Below are 19630 nucleotides of genomic sequence, written 5' to 3'. Positions count from 1 at the left end.
TTTTTGAGGCGACGTTTGCGCAAGGTGACTGTCATAACATGACGTCGGTTGCGACAAACTTGGTTTTCACCTTTGCTTGATTTGGCCTAAGCCTCTCTCAAGCGGGACGCGAATTCTACACGCCCCTTGGATGTTGTCAATCATTTTGTGCTGTTTATTTGAAACTTTTTTCAAATCACCAACTGGCTGCATCCCGCTTCACACTTGCTTTACAGCAATGTCACAAAATGCTCATCTGAGCTTTTTGTGAATGAGTGTTCTTGTAAGAACTCCCTGAAGCGAGCGCGCATTCTACAGACCCTCTTTCTAAGATCAAGACTTTAATTAAAAAAATTGTTTAAGTGGTTATTATTTACACTAACTGCTGCTAATTGCCGCGACTTTTTGCTTATCGACAGCTATATGTATTATGAAAGTTGGATAAAATGGTTTTTATGAGTAACATAGCTGCGAATTTTTTCCTTAATAACAACAATTATACAAAAGGCAGTTTCATGAAATCCCTATCTTTTCTAAATGTCGTATTCGCACTCGCTATTGCAGTTATTGCATACTTCGCATTACCCGACGACTTTATCCCTGTTCAACTAGCATTTATTTTTGGTTTACTTATTGGTGCAGCCGTCATTCCACAACTCTCCAAAATTATCGCTGACACCCCTAAAGAATCACTCGTCTCCAAAGGCACGACAACATTATATGTTGGCAACCTTCCTTATAAGGTAAATGAACAGGCTGTATCTGATCATTTTTCAGTATATGGAAAAGTTGATTCTGTAAGGCTGATGAAAGACAGACGCACAGGTAAACGCAAGGGATATGGATTTGTTGAAGTTGATGGAAAAAGTGCGGACAAAATGATCAAAAAACTCAACGATACCGAGTTTCAAGAGCGCACGTTAAAAGTCCGATTGGCAAAAGAGAAGACTGAAGAGTAACGTCAAGCTTTTTTGCTTTATTATAGGATGGTTTTAATTAAAACCATCCTACTTTACTAAATTGCAACCACATCCTAATTACAAAGTCTCTTCCAGAGCTTCACAAATTAGCGATGGACATAAGAACGCAGCAAATCGCTGTAACTAATAACTACACAGTCTTTAAACCAAATAGAAGTGAATCCTTTTAAAAAGAGACTATTTACTTGGTTTTAAACTGTCCGAGTACTTTTCTAAAAACAGACTTGGCGACATTCCGTATTCCTCTTTGAATCGATTGCTGAAATAAGAAGGAGTAGCAAAGCCTGTCTCATAAGCGACAACGGAAATTGCTTTACCTGACTTAATTTCCGTTATCGCTTTACCCATTCTGAACTTTCGCAACAACTCGTTAAAACTGTAATTTGTCAATGCATTTAGTTTACGGTTAAGTTGCCTTTCACTCACAGCAAGCGCAGATGAAGCGTCTTTCCTAGAGACCGTCTCTTTTGAGTAGTTAGTTTCCAACCAACTGATAAACTTTTGGAAAAAACGTTTGTCTCTATCTGAGTGAAAGTTAGAGCTATTCAACCGAAAAATTTGATTTGTATTTTCGTCCGTATCTGTTTGCCCAAATTTCTGCGCAATACTTTTCCTTATCAGCAACAAATTGGCAATCCTAACTCTCAACGCTTTGGCATTAAAAGGTTTAGTCATGAATTCGTCAACCTGATGCTCCCAGCCAATCAATTTTGTGTTGTTATCTCCTTTCGCGGTCAACATAACGATTGGTATATGAGACGTGATTTCATTGGAACGGATCTTATCTGTAAATTCGAATCCATCACAGTTAGGCATCATTAGGTCAGTTATAATTAGATCGGGCACACATTCCATTGCTTTTTCAAACGCCTCAAAACCGTCCTTTGCACTGATACAATTATAACTTGGACTTAACACTCTGAATAAAAGACTCCTCATATCCTGATGATCTTCAACCAACAAAACTGTTGGCAGCTCGCCAGTATTCAGAATACAAGCGGCCTCTTCTTCAAAAAACGAATTAATGTCATTAGCAAGTTTCGTGGTAGGTTCACTAACAATTTCATCATCGACCTCTGATGCAGCTACGATAGGGATTACAATGCGAAACGTTGTGCCCACTTCTTCTGTACTTTCTACAGAAATTTCCCCGCCATTTGATCTTACTAGCTCTTGCACTACCGCTAAACCTAAACCAGAGCCGTTGTTTTCGGGCATATTGTCTAAACGGGTAAAACGATCAAATATCGTTTTTACGTATTCGCTTTTTATGCCAATTCCTTCATCCCTTACTTCTAAACAAAATTCACTATGAGTATTGCTAGCGTTAATATAAACGCTTTTGTTTGCCTGCGTATATTTGTAAGCATTTAATAGGAGGTTTGACAAAATCTTTTCCAGCGAATCTGAAACTAGCACCGCATGGCACGTAATTGTATTGTTTAAATGGAGCGATAAGTTTTTTATTTGTACCAGAGGTTGAAATGAAGTGACAATTACATCAATTGATTGCTTTATGTCGTAAGGTATTTTTTTGTTTAGCGTTTGGGCATCAGCACTTGATAGCTCTAATATTTGCTCTACAATTGTCATTAATCTTTGGGAATTTCTTTTTATTACCACCAGCTCTTGTTTGGCTTTGCCTGGAAGATCCATTTCATCTAAGTTATCGATAGGCCCAGAGATTAACGTTAGTGGTGTTTTTAGTTCATGTGAAGCATTGGCATACAGTTTTTCCTTCTGATTTAATAATCTTGCCAATTTGTTTTGACTTTTGGCTAAATCAACAGTGTTATCCGCTACGGTTTTCTCTAACCGTTTATTTAGTTTTTTCAGTTTGTAGGTTCTATATTTCGCGCCAAAAAATAATAGTATTGCTGTTCCCAATATATATAGGCTATACGCTTGCCAAGTCTGCCAAAAAGGTGGCATAACTCTTATCTTTAATGATGAAATTGGTTGTTCTGCTTTACTTTTAGGATCAAAAATCCTCAATTGAAAGCGATAGTCCCCAGTGGGGAGGGTAGAAAATGTAGCTGTATTTTCATGTGGTTTGGCGTCAGTCCATTGGTCATCTAAGCCTAACAACCTGTATTGATAACCAAGAATTTTTCTGTCAACAAAGTTGTCTGCCGCAAAAGTAATATTAAATAAAAACTCATCAGCTAAAAACTCCACAGGTCGATCATGCTTTACTGAATCCAACAATTTGTTTGTACTATGCTGCAACCCATGGAAATCTCTGCTTCGAACAGACAATTCAACAAAAATAGCTTTTGTTGTTTGTTCTAACCTCTTGTTCAAAAAAGCGTTTGCAAGTTTGGTATTGATTATATAATTTTTAGTATCACCTGCGACAAGGATTCGATCATTCGTTAATTTGATAGAAGCTGTAATTTCAAAATCTATATCTCTGATACCCTCCTCCTCTCCAACTTGGATAGACTGTGAACTATAGTGATCATAACGAACTAATCCGTTATTAGTCATAACCCAGAGGTAACCATCAGTATCTTCAACTAGATCCCTAACATGGCGAGAGTCAGCCGTATATTTGGGATCAATAAACAAGGTCGTTTTCAAGTTCTCATCATAGTACCCCAACCCTCCACCGTCAGTGCATATCCACAAAACACCTTTTGAGTCTTCTATCAAACAGTTCTGAATAAACCCTGAACTTTCACTTAACTTTATAGCTTCGGTTGCTCTTAGTTCGAATAGTCCTTTGTACCTCGAGGTGAAAAAGATTCTTTTTTCTTTATTTTTTAAAACAGAATCTACATGAATATCTGCCAAAATTTTTGTTGCTGCATTGTCTCCTGCAATAAACAATCCGGGATCTTTGCCACCAGCAATTCCAAAAACGATTTCAGTATCACGATCACCTACTACATCCGAAATGATTCCTTCATTGAATGTATATAACTCATCGATCTTTGAATCATCCAATTTGAATCTGTAAAGACCTTGATTTTCGATTCCAACTAACAATTCGTTGGAATTTGTATCGTGATGCAAAGCAGTATTGACTCCAAGACTATCAATTGATGAGGTAACAGTATTTGTTTCTAGATCAACGATGGATAAGTTTCGATTGTGCGCAATTAATAATTTTCCATTATTTTTTAAAAAACTACTTTGAATATTTAGCGAATGTGCATTTTTGGAAAGCAACTCCTCTGTATTTAAAGAAAACGCATTAAAAGTTGTTAATCCAACCAGCGGAGCATAGAAAACTATAGAGTTATTTTTAGTTTTAACAAGAGAGTAGACTTCTTCAATCTTAGTGTTTTGAATTTTAGAAATAGAGTTAAGCGGAATAAAAGTATCAGATTTAGTTTTATAGATATAAAACCGATCGGAAAATACTAGAAGGTCATGCTGACTATATTCTGCAATTATTGAAAATACTGAACTTCCTTCTGGATTTTCAATCTTGCTTACCGAACCACGCTCCTTTTTATACAGTCCGTTATTAGTCGTAAACCATATAGTGCTTTCGGAATCAAGAAAAAAGGTATGAATACTGTAGGACAAAAATTTATCGCCAAACAAATCTGTCTTATTGATAATCTCATTTTTAAGCTGAAAGAGGTCTCGAGAATTGTCTAAAAACCAGATATCACCATTATCTGCAATTTGGATATGGGAAATGTGTTTGAATTTTTCACCTTGAAAGTCTTCAAAATTAGAGATTTCAAAAGTATCGATATTTATTTTAGAGATTGCGTCAGCACAATTAATCGCTATAGTTTTTTGTCTTATAGCAATATCAAAGCAATGTTCTGAGAATAGTCCTGTATCGATACCGATACGTTCAATTTTCATTGAGAGTGGATTGAATACTGTAATTCCATTTCCAAAAGTAGTAACCCACACTCTGCCATATTGATCTTCTACTACACCCTCAATATCTAATTTTTCAGCAGTAAAGAATTCAGGAGGGAAAGCTACAACCTCATTTCCTCTTAATTGATAAAGCCCATTTTCTCCTGCCAACCAGAGAGAACTCTCACCTTGATAAATGGAATATATTAGGCCCGTAGATTTGGTTCCAATTTTATTGATCGATGTCGCAGAAAAGGTTGAGTTGCAACAAACAAAAAGGAAAAAAATAACAACTATTTTTTTGATAAAACCTTCAAAAAGTCCCGATATCAATATTTTTTGACCCATTTATTACAATCCTTTTTACTTGAGTGAGGTTAAAATAAGCGTCCCTGTTCGCGATAATAAGAATACACTGAGAAAAATTATGAAAGCAGAAAAAAACGCAAAATACAAAAAAACTGTACCAATGAAGGTACTTTTAGAGAATGACCTCATATTGGTAGCTGGAGGGCATGATATTCGCCCCGTAGAAGAGGTAGTTCCATTTTATGTTGATCCGATAAAACGAAAGCCAAAAATTAAAAAGTAAAACAATTCAAAAATCCGAATGACAATGTTTGCTATGCGGACGTGCTGGGTCACTTTGTTTATTGCTTCTTTAAAAAATCGATTTAAATTAGTAGACTGAAACAATTAACAATATAAGGGCTTCAACTTTACATATTGTCTTGTCAGATTTTCGGATAGTAAACTATGCTTTTAGTTAAACCTTTAGGTAGGTGAACTTTTTTATTGTCCTTTTAACCGATTCGGCGCTGCAACAAACGGGAGCAAGAAAAATATCTCAGTCAACTCATGGTTTCATGAGATGTTAGCGCGCCGCCCCTTAACAGCATCAAGTCACAAAAAATCTAGCTGCCGTTTTAAATGATTATTCAAATAAGCCTAAAAACGGCCGTATTTTTTATGTTTTGTTGTTTTCTTGCGCGGTCCCCCCGTCTTATATATGAATTTTCAAATTTTAATAGTGGAATAAATATCATTACTGGAATACTCGTGACTTAAAAATGCAACGCTCTATTGGCCAATGGATGATAGTTGAAAACGAATTGATGTGGGCGAATTCAATCTCGATTTATCCAAAGTAACATGAATTAAAAAAGCGCGCAGCCAAGGCAAACGCGCTTTGCTATTACACAGCTTTATAGCTACAAAATAAATCGGCTAAGATCTTCGTTGTCGACGAGTTTTTCCAAATGATCGTTGACGTAGGTCGCGTCTATCAGGATTTTTTCGCCGTGTTTTTCCGATGCATCGAAAGAGATGTCTTCCATCAAACGCTCCATCACTGTGTGCAGTCGGCGTGCGCCAATGTTTTCGGTTTTTTCGTTAACCTGCCAGGCGGCTTCGGCGATGCGGCGGATGCCATCTTCGGTGAAGCTTACGCTGACCCCTTCGGTGGCTAGCAAAGCAATGTATTGCTCTGTAAGTGACGCGTTGGGTTCGGTTAAGATGCGCACAAAGTCTTCTACGCTTAGGGCTGACAACTCAACACGAATAGGCAAACGGCCTTGCAATTCAGGGATCAGATCCGATGGTTTGCTCATTTGGAACGCACCCGATGCCACAAACAAAATATGGTCGGTTTTGATCATGCCGTGTTTGGTCGAAACGGTAGAGCCTTCTACCAATGGCAGTAAGTCTCGTTGCACGCCTTCACGCGACACATCAGCAGAACCTGTGCCTTCGCGCTTACAGATTTTGTCAATTTCATCGATAAACACAATGCCGTTTTGTTCTGCGTTGTAGAGTGCTTTTTCTTTTAGCTCTTCTTGATTGACCAGGCGCGAAGCTTCTTCTTCAACCAAAAGCTTGAAAGCGTCTTTGATTTTCAGTTTTTTCTTTTTCTTTTGCGAGCCAGATAAGTTTTGAAACATGCCTTGCAGCTGATTGGTCATCTCTTCCATGCCTGGAGGGGCCATGATTTCAACGCCTACTTGTGGCAAGGCCACATCAATTTCGATTTCTTTGTCATCAAGTTGGCCTTCGCGAAGCTTTTTGCGAAACGCCTGACGAGTGCCTTTGTTGTCAGCTTCTTCTTTTTCACCCCAGACGTTCTCTGGAGGTGGTAAAAGCGCATCAAGAATGCGTTCTTCAGCGGCTTCTTCGGCGCGGTATTTTACTTTTTCGGTTTCTTGTTCTTTGGTCATTTTCACCGAGATGTCTGCCAGATCACGAATGATCGACTCAACTTCCTTGCCCACGTAACCCACTTCGGTAAATTTAGTGGCTTCAACCTTGATAAAAGGTGCGTTAGCAAGCTTGGCCAAACGGCGGGCGATTTCAGTTTTACCTACCCCCGTAGGGCCGATCATTAAGATGTTTTTAGGCGTCACTTCCTGACGAAGTTCTGGTTGCAGTTGCATGCGACGCCAACGGTTGCGCAGTGCAATTGACACCGCGCGCTTTGCATCTTGTTGACCAATGATGTGACTGTCCAGCTCGTGGACAATTTCTCTAGGAGTCATTTCTGACATGTTTAACCCTTATGAATTAGAGACATCACGCCTTAAGGCATGATGTGGAAAATGAATTAATAATCGAGCGTTTCAACTGTCTGGCTATGGTTGGTGAATACACAGATGTCACCAGCAATGGTGAGACTTTTTTCTGCGATCTCTTGTGCACCTAGCTCTGTATTGGCAAGCAGTGCGGTGGCTGCCGCCTGTGCAAATGGGCCACCAGAACCAATGGCAATAAGGTCTTGTTCTGGTTGAACTACGTCGCCATTCCCGGTGATGATCAAAGAAGCGGTATGATCCGCGACGGCTAACAAGGCTTCGAGTTTGCGTAGCATCCGATCCGTTCGCCAATCTTTGGCAAGTTCGACCGCCGCTTTGGTTAAATGTCCCTGATGCTGTTCTAACTTGCTTTCAAAGCGTTCAAAAAGTGTGAAAGCATCGGCAGTGCCACCAGCAAACCCTGCTAACACTTGGTTGTTGTATAATCTGCGCACTTTCCGTGCATTACCTTTCATTACGGTATTACCTAATGAAACTTGTCCATCTCCTGCGATGACAACTTGATTGTTACGGCGTACAGATACAATTGTAGTCACGTCGGCTCCTTGAATTAGTCAATACAACTGGCAACAGCGCAAGGCCTTGCCAGCTTCAATGGAGTATATGTGGGGAGCCCCAGCAGATTTTCAAGACCGAGAAAGATTCTGTTTTGAATTACAAGTCCCAGAACCAGATCTGGCAGGTGCCAATACCAATTCGCTGGGCGACATGTCGATCTGCTTCTGCATCGCGCTTATAGTCGTATGGACCTAGCACAACACGGTACCATAGACCATTTTTACCATTGCTTGGTCGAACTTGAGATTCAATGCCTTGCATGGCAAGTTGGGCGCGCATTTCGTCGGCTCGGTCTTGTTGGCGGAATGAGCCACACTGCATTAAATAAGGACGCTCAGATTTTTGCTGTTCTTTGCGATCAATCTCTACTTGCCCGTCTTTTAAGGTATCTGGATAACCGTAGGTTTCCTTTGGCATTTCCGGTAAAGGGTCTTCACTAGCTTGTTGAGAAGATTCAGATGCGTTATTTCCAGCTTGATTGGGTTGGTTCTCTTCAGAGGTACTTGGTCCTTGGCTTATTGCCCACAGAAAATAAGCAAATGCAAAAACCAATGAAATGGTCACAACCAGTCTCAACCAAGGCAATTTTTTCGGTTCTGGGGGCGGAGTTTTGCTTTTTTGTGGTGCTCGACCACGCTTTACATAATCTTTTTGTGCCATAGGGATTTATTATTTTTCTGATGACTTACATCTGCGCACGGACCACGAAGTGTAGCGCGATTGAACGCACAAACCAATATCTACATTAGCCCAGGCCAAGATAAAAGAATTCGGCCAACAACAACTGCTTCGAGGGGTTCTACTATCGCGGCTTAAGGTTACATAAAATCTTGTGGGTCCACGTCCAGCGACCATCGCGCTTTACGAGCTAAGGGCATATTTTCAATGGTCTGAATATGTTGAGCGATAATTTGATTGAGCAAGGTTCGGTTAAAGCACTGCATTAGCAACTGCATTCGAAAACGGCCTTGGCGTTTTTCCATTATCGCCGGGATTGGGCCGATTATTTTTAACTGCGAATGTCTAACGAGACTGGCAACTTCAGATAGAAAATCAAAGGCATCTTGCGCACGAGTCGCCTCGGCTCGAAATAATGCGTGAAATAAATAAGGCGGCAGCTGTGCCTGTTTACGTTCCAACAATGCATATCGAGCAAAGTGTCCGTAACCATTGTGAATGAGATCTTGCAGTAATGGGTGTCCGGGTTGATGGCTTTGCAGCCACATTTCGCCCTGTTTTTCGGCTCTTCCAGCACGACCAGACAGTTGTGTAATCAATTGTGCCAAATGTTCAGGTGCTCGGTAGTCCGCGCTAAACAGCGCTCCATCAGCATCCAAGATCACCACTAAAGTAACATGAGGAAAATGATGCCCCTTAGAGAGAATCTGTGTTCCAATTAATAGTTGATGTTTACATTGATTGATCTCTTCCAAAACCGTGTGCAGCTTGCTTTTGCCTCGCACGCTATCACTATCAATCCGGATCGTACTATATTGAGGGAAACGTTCGTTTAGGGTTGCTTCTAACTGCTCAGTGCCAACTCCTTGGGTTACCATTTCTTGATGCCCACACACTTTACACTGATTTGGGATCGGTCGAGCTCCCCCACAATGATGGCATTGCATTTTGTTGAGACTTTTATGCACGGTATAAGGTTTATCACATCTTTGACATTGTTCAATGTGACCACAGTAATGGCATAGCAATGCTGGCGCATAGCCTCGGCGATTAACAAATAGCATCACCTGGCTGCCCGCTTTTAAATGTTGTTCAATGCGCTTGATCATTCCTTGTGCCAGACCGCTTTGTAGTGGTTGGTTGGTAATATCCAGTACGTTTTGCTTGGCCATTGTTGCCGCGCCTGCGCGCTGAGATAACGACAAATGGTGATACTTTAAAGAGATCGCATTATTGAGTGTTTCCAAACAAGGTGTTGCTGAGCCAAGCACCAGCGGAATATTTAACTCTTTAGCTCTGACGACTGCCAGGTCTCGCGCGTGATAACGCAAACCATCCTGCTGTTTATAGGACGCATCGTGCTCTTCATCAACAATGATCATTCCAGGTGATTTCATCGGTGTAAAAATGGCAGAGCGAGTGCCAATTACCATAGCTAATTCGCCGCGGCGGCATTTTTGCCAAACCATCAATCGTTCATTGTCTGTCAAATTAGAATGTAGAATGCCTACTTCAAGCCCAAATCGTTGTTCAAAACGAGTGACCGTCTGCGGTGTTAAACCAATTTCAGGAACAAGAATGAGTATCTGTTTTTTTTGTATCAAAACCTCCTCAATACTTTGCAAATACACTTCTGTTTTGCCACTTCCTGTTACACCGTCGAGTAAATAGCAGCCATATTGATCTAACTTGCCTGTGATTGTGCTAATGGCCAAAGCCTGTTCAACATTGGCTTTAGGTTTATCGAAGATAGCTTGAGTCGGCCATTTAACTGGCAAGAATTGAGGCTCTTTTGAGCATTTCTCAGCAAGGCCTTTGTTCTGCAGTGCATTGATAACGGCATCACTGAAATGCTGACGTATCGCCGACAGTGATATTGGACCTTCACTTAACATGCCGTAGAGTTCGATTTGCTTCTTAGCTCGTCCTAGAGCCGTAAGCGTATCGGCTGAATTTTTATCAACCAATTGAATATAGTCGATAGGCTTTGGTTGATCTGACTCTCCCTTGCGCAATGCAACGGGCAACGCGGTATGCAGCACTTCGCCAATGGGATGATGATAGTATTTGGCTAACCAACCGCAAATGGATAACAGGCTGCTGTCTAATACCGGAGTCGTGTCGATAATTTCAGAAACCGATTTGAGCTTGTCGAAATGCTCAGAATGGTCCGTATATCCAAGCACAATACCGACTAATTTTCGCGGACCAAAACCCACCCACACACGGCAGCCTGGCATCAAGTCAGCGCTTTGGCACAGGTAATCGAATAATTGCCGCTTGGGAATAGGCAGTGCAACTTGGATAATGTGCATGGGTTGAAATCAAAATTCCTGGCTGAAGGTCGTAATAAAAGTGCGCTTGGCGGTTATTAATCCAGCAAAACTGCTTGATCAAACCTCCCTGTTACATTAATATGCGCGCCTCTTTGCGGCAAGCCGCTATTTAAAATTAATTTGCGTATGGTGTGCGACTTCGGGTTGTATAGCGATACGGCCCAGAAATGAGGTAACCCCTATGAAACAAGATATTCATCCTGAATACACTGAAATGACTGCAACATGTTCATGTGGCAACAAAATTGTTGTTCGTTCAACGCTTGGTAAAGACATCAACCTAGACGTATGTTCTGCATGTCACCCTTTTTACACTGGTAAGCAACGTAACGTTGATACCGGCGGTCGTGTTGACAAATTCAAGAAACGTTTTGGTGCATTGGGCAAAAAATAAGCTCAATCAAACCGAATCACAAAAGGCGCTTAAACAAGCGCCTTTTTTTATGTTTGATCCACTCTATTTTTGCCTACGAGTATCACCCTCACTTTATATTTACTGGTAGCTACATAAATTTTATGAATAGCATTTATAGCCTCGTCTGATATGTGATCGACACAAGCCTATGTTACATTTGCCACTATCGGGTCTAAAAAAATAATATCACCGATAATATTAATAAAAATACCTCACCCTACAATTAGAAAGGAAGAAGACACATATGTCTGATTTTCGGCAAAAAGCATTGGATTATCATGCTAAGCCGGTACCTGGAAAAATCAGCGTAGAGCTGACCAAACCGGCTGAAAGCGTAACTGATCTTGCATTGGCGTATAGCCCTGGCGTAGCTGAACCAGTAAGAGAAATTGCAGCGGACCCCAACGCGGCATATCAATACACAGCGAAAGGCAATATGGTTGCCGTGATTTCAAACGGTACGGCAATTCTAGGACTGGGAAATCTTGGTCCATTGGCCTCAAAACCTGTTATGGAAGGCAAAGCCTTGTTGTTCAAACGTTTTGCAGGACTCGACTCGATTGATATCGAAGTCAAACACCGTACAACGGAAGAGTTTATCAACACAGTTGCCAATATTGCGGATACTTTTGGCGGCATCAATTTGGAAGACATTAAAGCCCCTGAATGTTTTGAAATAGAGCAAGAGCTTATTAAACGCTGTAAGGTGCCAGTGTTTCATGACGATCAGCATGGAACGGCCATTGTAACGGCTGCGGGTATGCTTAACGCTCTAGAAATACAGGGTAAAGCGATACACGATGTAACTATCGTGTGCATGGGAGCTGGCGCTGCTGCGGTTGCCTGTATGGAGTTATTGATCAAATGCGGAGCACAGCGCGAGAGAATCTATATGCTCGATAGAAAAGGCGTTATACACACCAGACGAGACGATCTGACCCCGCATAAAATGCTTTTTGCTAACAATACCGACAAACGCACACTGGAAGATGTTATGGAAGGTGCGGATGTTTTTGTTGGCGTATCTGGGCCTGATGTATTGCCACCAGAAGCACTAAAACTAATGGCTGACAATCCGGTTGTGTTTGCTTGCTCTAACCCTGATCCAGAGATTAAACCCGAGCTTGCGAATAAAGTACGCAGTGACTTGATCATGGCAACGGGACGTTCTGATTATCCCAACCAGGTCAACAACGTACTTTGCTTTCCGTTTATTTTCAGGGGCGCTTTAGACGTGCGTTCATCAACGATTAATGACGAAATGAAAGTAGCTGCAGTGGATGCGATACGCAGTATTGCTAAGGAAAAAGTCCCTCAAGAAGTGCTCGACGCGAGCAATGTCGACGCGTTGGAATTTGGTCGAGAATACATCATACCAAAACCCATGGATCCACGACTTTGCAAACGAGTTGCTACCGCCGTTGCAGAGGCAGCCATTGCTTCGGGTGTCGCTGGTCTAGAAGCGCTTCCTAAAAACTATTTGGAAAAATAATTCCTTGCAGGTAGTGTTGGCTACCTGCAATTTTTATTACCGGAGTATCATACACATGGACACACCATTTCATATTCGCCATAGTGAAAAAGCGGATATCGACAAAATAAGAGCTATTTACGAACAGACTCCAAACTACAGTAATACGCTGCAACTCCCATACCCATCACTCGATAATTGGCAGGCTTTTTTAGGCAATAAACCCGACAATTTTTATAGTCTAATAGCCGAAAGCGAGGATAATATTTTAGGCCAAATTGGCATGGAAGTGTTTACTCGCCCACGTCGCAAGCATGTGGCGAATATCGGTATGGCAGTAAGTACAAAACATACTGGTAAAGGTGTAGGTAAAGCATTGCTACTTGCGGCCATTGATTTAGCGGAAAAGTGGCTGGCGGTTAGCCGAATAGAACTTGAGGTATACACTGACAATGAAACCGCTATTTCCCTGTATAAAAAACAAGGTTTTTGCATAGAAGGCACAGCAAAAAACTATGCCTTTAGAGACGGCCAAATGGTAGATGTTTACCTTATGGCCAGAGTGACAAGTCTTCATACTGGCTAATCGCGGTTACGACCGAGTTTATCGTGGCTACTTACCCAGTGGCCACCAATCACCGCACAGGCCAAAGAGATATCACCGGCGAGTACGGTAGCGGCAACAATTTCGGCTAATTTATTTGCTTTACCTTGCCCATAGCACCCTAAAATTTGTAAACACTCCTTTTGAGTCGGTAACCCTGTTCCCCCACCGTAAGTTGCCACAATCAACGAGGGTAAAGTGACAGACAAATAAAAGTCGCCATTTTCCAGCAATTCGTGAGAAAGAAGTCCGGCATGAGATTCCACAACATTGGCTTCATCTTGACCGGTCGCAATAAACATTGACGCTATACCATTGGCAGAATGAGGACCATTGTAAGCTGCACCGGCCATCAAAGCACCAGTATTCGCCAGCACCGTAGCGCGAGCCAGCATCTTGGTATCCACTTTCATGATCTTTCTAAGCACATCTTTTTTTAACACAATCTCCGCGATCACGCGCTTACCTCTGGAATGAAGCATATTCAGATGAGAGTGTTTCTTATCGGTATCCATGTTGCCAGACAAAAGATATTCGCAGCCATCAGGGTAGTTTTCTTTGATCCACTCACAGGCAGCGAGTGTCGCTTTGCCTACCATATTTTGGCCTGCGGCATCGCCTGTCGTGTAATTGAACCTCAGGTAACGAGTTTTAGACACTGACCACTGCATGATGTGTTCGAGCTTGCCAATTCGTGTGGTTGATTCGGCCACTTCTTTAATTTCGAAAAAATGTGCATCAACCCACTTGCCAAACTCTCGCGCTTGGCGCGCATTGTCAAAGATAAATGCTGGCGCCCGCTGCATGTATTGTTCAACCACAGTAGTATGCACACCGCCACATTCATTCACTACGCGCATACCTCGACTATAACTGGCTACCAAGGTACCTTCAGTTGTAGCCAGGGGAACGTGAAAATACCCTTCAGCATGTTCGCCATGGATCAGTATCGGTCCCGCAATCCCAACGGGCATTTGCACAACACCTATAAAGTTTTCGATATTGCCTGGCAAGGCACTTGGGTCAATTGAATAATGTCCAGTGTGAGGCATAGATACGCCGGTTTGCTCGGTAAGGTATTCTCGTCTTTTTGTCGCCCATTCATGACTGTGATCGTTTAATGTATTGCGCGGTATTCGATGAGTTCTGCTCATATTTTGCCATCCTATGGATTAAATTCGGTTGCATGCAGCACTAGGTTTTGCGTAGTTGATTTAACAGAATGCAAACAGCCTGCCATAGAAAGATGCAGAGAAATCATTAAGAAATGATGAATTAGTAGAAAAGATCGCACATAACTGCACAATATTTGTGCAACAATTGACTATTGGTGCAATTTAATACCCGATTATGTGAGGGGGACTGACGAGCCGTTAAGCTCGCCCAGGTTGGTCACTCTTCGCTTTCCTTGACTTCTAATCCCATCGCTTCCATCAGCTCTCTTGCCTCTTTTGGGATTTTATTGGGATTATCTTTTTTCAAATCGTCATCATTGGGCAACGGCTGGCCCGTAAACGCATGTAAAAACGCTTCACACAACAACTCCGAGTTTGTTGCGTGGCGCAAATTATTAACTTGACGTCGGGTACGCTCGTCAGTCAAAACCTTTAACACTTTCAAAGGAATAGAGACGGTGACTTTTTTAACCAGCTCGCTCTTTTTACCATGTTCAGCGTAGGGGTGAATGTATTTTCCGTTCCACTTTGCCATACTGATGCTCAGTTTTATCTTACTTATAAGTGGAAAGTCTAACTATAAGTCAGTTAGATGTCTAAACATCTTGACGGCTTTGACAACACAGTTTAGTTTAGACGTCTAAACGGCTAATTGTTTTATCAAAAATTGGAGTGCAACATGGTGTCTTACGCACAGGGTATTGAATCACTGAATCAGTCATTGTCTGAATTGAGTGGTATCAATGTGTCTTTTGAGTTTTTTCCACCTAAAACCGAGCAAATGGAACAGACGCTTTGGAAGTCGGTGAACCGCCTTGCCCCGCTAAAGCCTGCGTACATGTCTGTTACCTATGGTGCGAACAGCGGAGAACGAGATAGAACCCATGATGTAGTGAAGCGCATCCAACAAGAAACCGGTGTGCCTGCTGTACCGCATTTGACCTGTGTTGATGCATCGCGTGAGGAACTGGTGCAAATTGCGCAAGATTATTGGAACAGTGGCATTCGGAAAATCGTAGCCTTGCGTGGGGATTTACCCGCTGGCATGGATAAAACAGAAATGTATGCCGCAGATTTAGTTTCTTTGTTGAAAGACGTAGCAGATTTTGACATTGCCGTAGCGGCGTACCCAGAAAAACACCCCGAAGCACCCAACGCACAATTTGATTTACTGAATTTAAAACGCAAAGCAGAGGCCGGTGCAACCGAAGCTATTAGTCAATTTTTCTTTGATGCTGAAGTCTTTTTACGTTACCGCGATCGCGCTGCTGCCGCTGGCATTGATTTAGACATAGTGCCGGGTATCTTACCAGTAACCAATTATCAAACGTTGCAACGATTCGCGGGTTTTACCAATGTGCATGTACCCAGTTGGTTACACAAAATGTACGACGGTTTAGAAAGTGAAGATCAAACAACTAGAAACCTTCTTGGTGCCAGCATCGCGATGGACATGGTAAAAGTGCTTGCGAAGGAAGGTATTAGAGATTTTCATTTTTACACGCTTAATCGTAGCGAATTGAGTTATGCAATTTGTCATCTACTAGGCGTGCGCGCTCAAAACGGATAGACTGTAAGTTATGGGTTAGATGTGAGGCACAATACATAAAATGAGCTTTAAAGAGCAAACACTAGAACTTTTAGGCCACAGTTGGTCGTTAATACGCAATGTTGCTCACCACTGCAAACAAGACAGGATCACCGTCACTGCAGGTCACTTAGCTTATGTCTCGCTGCTCTCGCTTGTGCCGTTTATCGTAGTTTTCTTCAGCATTATGTCTGCTTTTCCTGCGTTTTCTGAGGTCAGAGAACAACTTGAGCTGTACGTGTTCAATAATTTTATTCCGACCTCTGGCGATGTTCTGCAACAACATATGGCAAATTTTGTGGATAACGCTTCGCGAATGGGAGCGCTGAGTATCCTTTTCTTAGTAGCCGTGGCGTTGGCCTTGATTTCGAATGTAGACAAAACACTCAACCACATATGGCAGGCAAAAAGTGAGCGGCCTCGCATATACACCTTCTCAATTTATTGGATGGTACTAACGCTTGCACCGCTGTTGATTGGTGTAAGTGTACTGGTTAGTTCTTATTTGGTTGGCTTGGCAAACTATGCGGATGAATACACGCCAGGCCTATCAACAATGCTGCTAAAGACTGTGCCCTTCGTCACGGCTGTTATCGCATTTTTTATTTTGTATATGGTTGTACCTAATAAACGAATTAGTCCGAAACACGCCATATCCGGCGCTGTTCTAGCCGCGACGCTGTTTGAACTATCAAAAAAAATGTTTGCTTTGTACGTTGAAAACTTCCCTTCATATCAAGTCATCTATGGAGCGATTGCGGTCGTACCGATTTTATTTGTATGGGTGTATTTGAGCTGGATTTTAGTGCTTGTAGGGGCTGAGTTCACTAGAGGGCTTGAGCGATTAGTTCCTGAAGAAGATACGGGTGAAGAACGGAACAAAATGCCCGAAGACGATGAGGAAAAGGATTAGTCGGTTTCCCCCCCCCCGACTTTGCTACATAGAGATGCGAGGTGCCAATCAATTTATGCTGATTGACACTGCATCACGTTTATAACCAAAAAACAGGCTAGCTTTTGATGGTTGAAATGAACTCGTTGGATTCGGCAATCGCTGTGTTCATCTCTTTGATCATTTGATCAATATCTTTTTTGATTGCATTGAATTCACCCTGCAGCGCACCGACAGCATTCGCATTTAGATTATGCTTTAAATACAAAACATTGTCCTGCAGTGCTGACAGCACAGGAGCCATTTTCGACTCAGCCTTACGCATTGCACTGATCAGAGAGTTATAACGACGCTGAGTCTCTCGAAGTTGCTTTTGGCTGTCGCGACGCAAATTTGCATTGGAGTATTTATCCAATTCTGCGGTCCATTCATCAAACAAAGCTTCTGCGACGCTTTCCACTTTATCAATTCGATTGGTTACCGTGCTAGCAGCATCTTGACTGGCTTCAAACTGGCTACTTAAATCTTCATAAACCGCTTGCAATTCACCGCCATCGAAATTAATCAATTGGCTGAACTCATCTAGAGCAGAGGCAAACTGCTTCTGTGCATCTTCTTGAGAATCCTTAGCGTCTTCGACTCTATCGACCAAGATATCACGTTTTTCGACACCAAGTTTTTCCCATGCTGCATAGTAGGCACTTTGGCAAGCAAATAAGGTGAATGTCAAAACAACAACTATGAGCTTTTTCATTATCAGGCCCCTTTAAATGTAGCGGCATCGACTATGGCCCAAATATAGGCGATACCAGCAATAATGCCAGGAACAATCAAAAACCAAAGTGCTGCGCCCCCGAAAAAAAATATCGCAAATAGTAATGCTGCCAAGATTCGCCCCTGAACCAACTGCCCTAAGCCGGGAAAGAACACATTACAGATTGCGGCAAGTACGTTTCCGCCAGACCCTTGACCAGACATGGTAACCTCCAAAAAATTTATTTAATAAACAGATGTTATGTTCTTGTATTTAGATGCTAAATTAAAACAAACAAGCTAAATAAACAAACAAAAGTATTTTATGGGGCACATTTACCCGGTTATTAAACCTTTCGCATCGCAGATGATATCCGTTTCCAACGGACATGACGTCTATTTGGAACAATCCGGTAATCTAAAGGGAATTCCTGTTTTGTTTCTGCACGGAGGTCCTGGCGCTGGCCTTTCCCCCCTTTATCGGCGATTTTTTGATCCGAATCTTTTTCATATCATAGGTTTTGACCAACGGGGCTGTGGACGCTCAACCCCATTTGCTTCGATGCAAAACAACACAACCGAGGACTTATTAGAAGACATTGAACAAATCCGTCAGCATTTAGGTATTAATAAGTGGATGTTGCTTGGTGGCTCATGGGGGTCGACTTTGGCACTGTTAAATGCAATTAGAAGGCCGCAAACGGTGCTATCTATTGTACTACGAGGTGTATTTCTGGCACGTCAACAAGATTTGGACTGGTTTATTCAAGGCGATGGCGGAGCCGCCCAAGTATTTCCTGAGCACTATCAGGAATTCATAGATGTCATTAAAGATAAGTTGCCAGAAAAGTCCATAGTGGATAGCTTTTATAATATTTTTGTTAACGGAGATGAGTTAACCCGAGCTCATGCAGCAAAAAACTGGTGTATGTGGGAAGAGCGAATTTCACTGATGAATTCATCAGTCCAAGAACAAGATCTGTGTCAGAATCTGAACCGTGCTGCCAGCTTAGCCGCCTTGGAATGTCACTACATTAAACATAAATGTTTCATTGAAGAAGATTACATTCTCAACAATATCCACAAACTAAAGAATATCCCTGGAACAATTATCCATGGTCGGTATGACATGGTGTGTAAGTTGGAAAATGCTTACGCGTTAAGTAAGAAGTGGCGCGAAGGCCAACTACTCATCGTTCCCGAAGCAGCCCACAGCGCGTCTGATCCAAACATTTGTGATGCAATATGTCATGCTACCGATGCGATGGCTAAGTTTCTTAAGGAACGAGAACAATGATCGCATTAGTGCAACGAGTCACTGGTGCCAAAGTCGAAGTAGAGGGAAGCGTTACGGGTGAAATCGGTCAAGGCCTGCTATTGCTACTTGGCGTTGAAAAAAATGATAACGACGATGTATTAGCCAAACTTGCTGATAAGGTACTGAAACTTAGAGTGTTTAATGATGATATGGGTAAGATGAATCTTAACCTCGCTCAAATCGGAGGTGAGTTATTAGTGGTATCACAATTTACACTGGTTGCAGATACACGAAAAGGCAATCGCCCGGGATTTTCCGCTGCCGCAACGCCTGAAGTCAGTGAAAAGTTGTATGAAGCATTCGTCGAATACTGTAGAAACAGGGAAATAAAAACCGCAACAGGACGTTTTGGGGCAGATATGCAAGTCTCACTCATCAACGATGGTCCGGTCACGTTTCATATCCAAATGAACTAATTCATAGTTGTGCCAATCCTTAGATTGGGTTTTAATGATCGGCCTTTTTACCGC

At 42.0% G+C, this 19630-nt stretch carries 18 protein-coding genes; 9 read left to right on the top strand and 9 right to left on the bottom strand.

What is annotated here, in order from left to right:
* The first annotated feature begins 494 nt into the window (after positions 1–494).
* Positions 495–938, top strand: coding sequence for an RNA-binding protein (locus FM019_RS20080; RefSeq protein ID WP_143837889.1), 444 nt, complete (start codon positions 495–497; stop codon positions 936–938).
* Between the two features lie 198 nt (positions 939–1136).
* Here FM019_RS20080 and FM019_RS20075 read toward each other — a convergent pair whose 3' ends face one another.
* Positions 1137–5135: a hybrid sensor histidine kinase/response regulator transcription factor gene (locus FM019_RS20075; protein ID WP_143837888.1), complete on the bottom strand. Its 3999-nt coding sequence runs from the start codon at positions 5133–5135 to the stop codon at positions 1137–1139.
* 79 nt (positions 5136–5214) lie between these two features.
* Here FM019_RS20075 and FM019_RS20880 point away from each other — a divergent pair, with 79 nt between their 5' ends.
* The gene (locus FM019_RS20880; RefSeq protein WP_185969359.1) at positions 5215–5379 is read left to right on the top strand and encodes a hypothetical protein; all 165 of its coding nucleotides are present in this window, start codon (positions 5215–5217) and stop codon (positions 5377–5379) included.
* Positions 5380–5998: 619 nt separating this feature from the next.
* Here FM019_RS20880 and hslU read toward each other — a convergent pair.
* From hslU to priA, 4 genes are all read right to left on the bottom strand, one after another.
* The gene (hslU, locus tag FM019_RS20070; RefSeq protein ID WP_143837887.1) at positions 5999–7327 is read right to left on the bottom strand and encodes an HslU--HslV peptidase ATPase subunit; all 1329 of its coding nucleotides are present in this window, start codon (positions 7325–7327) and stop codon (positions 5999–6001) included.
* A gap of 56 nt (positions 7328–7383) precedes the next feature.
* Positions 7384–7908: an ATP-dependent protease subunit HslV gene (hslV, locus tag FM019_RS20065; protein ID WP_143837886.1), complete on the bottom strand. Its 525-nt coding sequence runs from the start codon at positions 7906–7908 to the stop codon at positions 7384–7386.
* 118 nt (positions 7909–8026) lie between these two features.
* On the bottom strand, positions 8027–8590 hold the full coding sequence (locus tag FM019_RS20060; protein ID WP_143837885.1) for an SPOR domain-containing protein: 564 nt from the start codon (positions 8588–8590) through the stop codon (positions 8027–8029).
* A gap of 158 nt (positions 8591–8748) precedes the next feature.
* Positions 8749–10923 carry a primosomal protein N' gene (gene priA / locus FM019_RS20055; protein ID WP_143837884.1) on the bottom strand — a complete coding sequence of 725 codons (2175 nt, stop codon included), beginning with the start codon at positions 10921–10923 and terminating at the stop codon, positions 8749–8751.
* 202 nt (positions 10924–11125) lie between these two features.
* On the opposite strand from priA, the gene rpmE reads away from it, so the two are divergent.
* From rpmE to FM019_RS20040, 3 genes are all read left to right on the top strand, one after another.
* Positions 11126–11338 (top strand): 50S ribosomal protein L31, encoded by a 213-nt coding sequence (gene rpmE, locus FM019_RS20050; RefSeq protein ID WP_143837883.1) that lies wholly within the window; start codon positions 11126–11128, stop codon positions 11336–11338.
* Between the two features lie 265 nt (positions 11339–11603).
* On the top strand, positions 11604–12851 hold the full coding sequence (locus tag FM019_RS20045; protein ID WP_143837882.1) for a malic enzyme-like NAD(P)-binding protein: 1248 nt from the start codon (positions 11604–11606) through the stop codon (positions 12849–12851).
* A gap of 55 nt (positions 12852–12906) precedes the next feature.
* Positions 12907–13416, top strand: a complete 510-nt coding sequence (locus tag FM019_RS20040) for a GNAT family N-acetyltransferase (RefSeq protein ID WP_143837881.1) — start codon at positions 12907–12909, stop codon at positions 13414–13416.
* Here the strand turns inward: FM019_RS20040 and FM019_RS20035 are convergent.
* Together FM019_RS20035 and metJ are read right to left on the bottom strand one after the other, a co-directional pair.
* Positions 13413–14588 carry a hydroxymethylglutaryl-CoA reductase gene (locus tag FM019_RS20035; RefSeq protein ID WP_143837880.1) on the bottom strand — a complete coding sequence of 392 codons (1176 nt, stop codon included), beginning with the start codon at positions 14586–14588 and terminating at the stop codon, positions 13413–13415. The genes FM019_RS20040 and FM019_RS20035 overlap by 4 nt on opposite strands.
* A 238-nt stretch (positions 14589–14826) precedes the next feature.
* Positions 14827–15144 carry a met regulon transcriptional regulator MetJ gene (gene metJ, locus FM019_RS20030; protein ID WP_143837879.1) on the bottom strand — a complete coding sequence of 106 codons (318 nt, stop codon included), beginning with the start codon at positions 15142–15144 and terminating at the stop codon, positions 14827–14829.
* 144 nt (positions 15145–15288) lie between these two features.
* Between metJ and metF the strand changes: the two genes are divergently transcribed.
* Positions 15289–16179 carry a methylenetetrahydrofolate reductase gene (gene metF, locus FM019_RS20025; RefSeq protein ID WP_143837878.1) on the top strand — a complete coding sequence of 297 codons (891 nt, stop codon included), beginning with the start codon at positions 15289–15291 and terminating at the stop codon, positions 16177–16179.
* A 40-nt stretch (positions 16180–16219) separates the two neighbouring features.
* Positions 16220–17110, top strand: coding sequence for a virulence factor BrkB family protein (locus FM019_RS20020; RefSeq protein WP_143837877.1), 891 nt, complete (start codon positions 16220–16222; stop codon positions 17108–17110).
* A 97-nt stretch (positions 17111–17207) separates the two neighbouring features.
* Here the strand turns inward: FM019_RS20020 and FM019_RS20015 are convergent, their stop codons facing one another.
* Together FM019_RS20015 and FM019_RS20010 are read right to left on the bottom strand one after the other, a co-directional pair.
* Complete coding sequence (locus FM019_RS20015; RefSeq protein ID WP_143837876.1) at positions 17208–17843, bottom strand: DUF2959 domain-containing protein; 636 nt, start codon at positions 17841–17843, stop codon at positions 17208–17210.
* A gap of 2 nt (positions 17844–17845) precedes the next feature.
* On the bottom strand, positions 17846–18067 hold the full coding sequence (locus tag FM019_RS20010; protein WP_143837875.1) for a hypothetical protein: 222 nt from the start codon (positions 18065–18067) through the stop codon (positions 17846–17848).
* 100 nt (positions 18068–18167) lie between these two features.
* Here FM019_RS20010 and pip point away from each other — a divergent pair, with 100 nt between their 5' ends.
* A complete protein-coding gene (gene pip, locus FM019_RS20005) occupies positions 18168–19139 on the top strand; it encodes a prolyl aminopeptidase (RefSeq protein WP_143837874.1) in 972 nt (323 codons plus the stop codon).
* Positions 19136–19576, top strand: coding sequence for a D-aminoacyl-tRNA deacylase (gene dtd, locus FM019_RS20000; protein WP_143837873.1), 441 nt, complete (start codon positions 19136–19138; stop codon positions 19574–19576). The genes pip and dtd overlap by 4 nt, the downstream gene beginning before the upstream one ends.
* Positions 19577–19630: the final 54 nt, after the last annotated feature.

The sequence above is a fragment of the Aliiglaciecola sp. M165 genome, assembly GCF_007197995.1.
GTDB lineage: Bacteria > Pseudomonadota > Gammaproteobacteria > Enterobacterales > Alteromonadaceae > Aliiglaciecola.
Note: the sequence above shows the minus strand (reverse complement) of the source record. Positions and strands in the feature narration are given on the sequence as shown.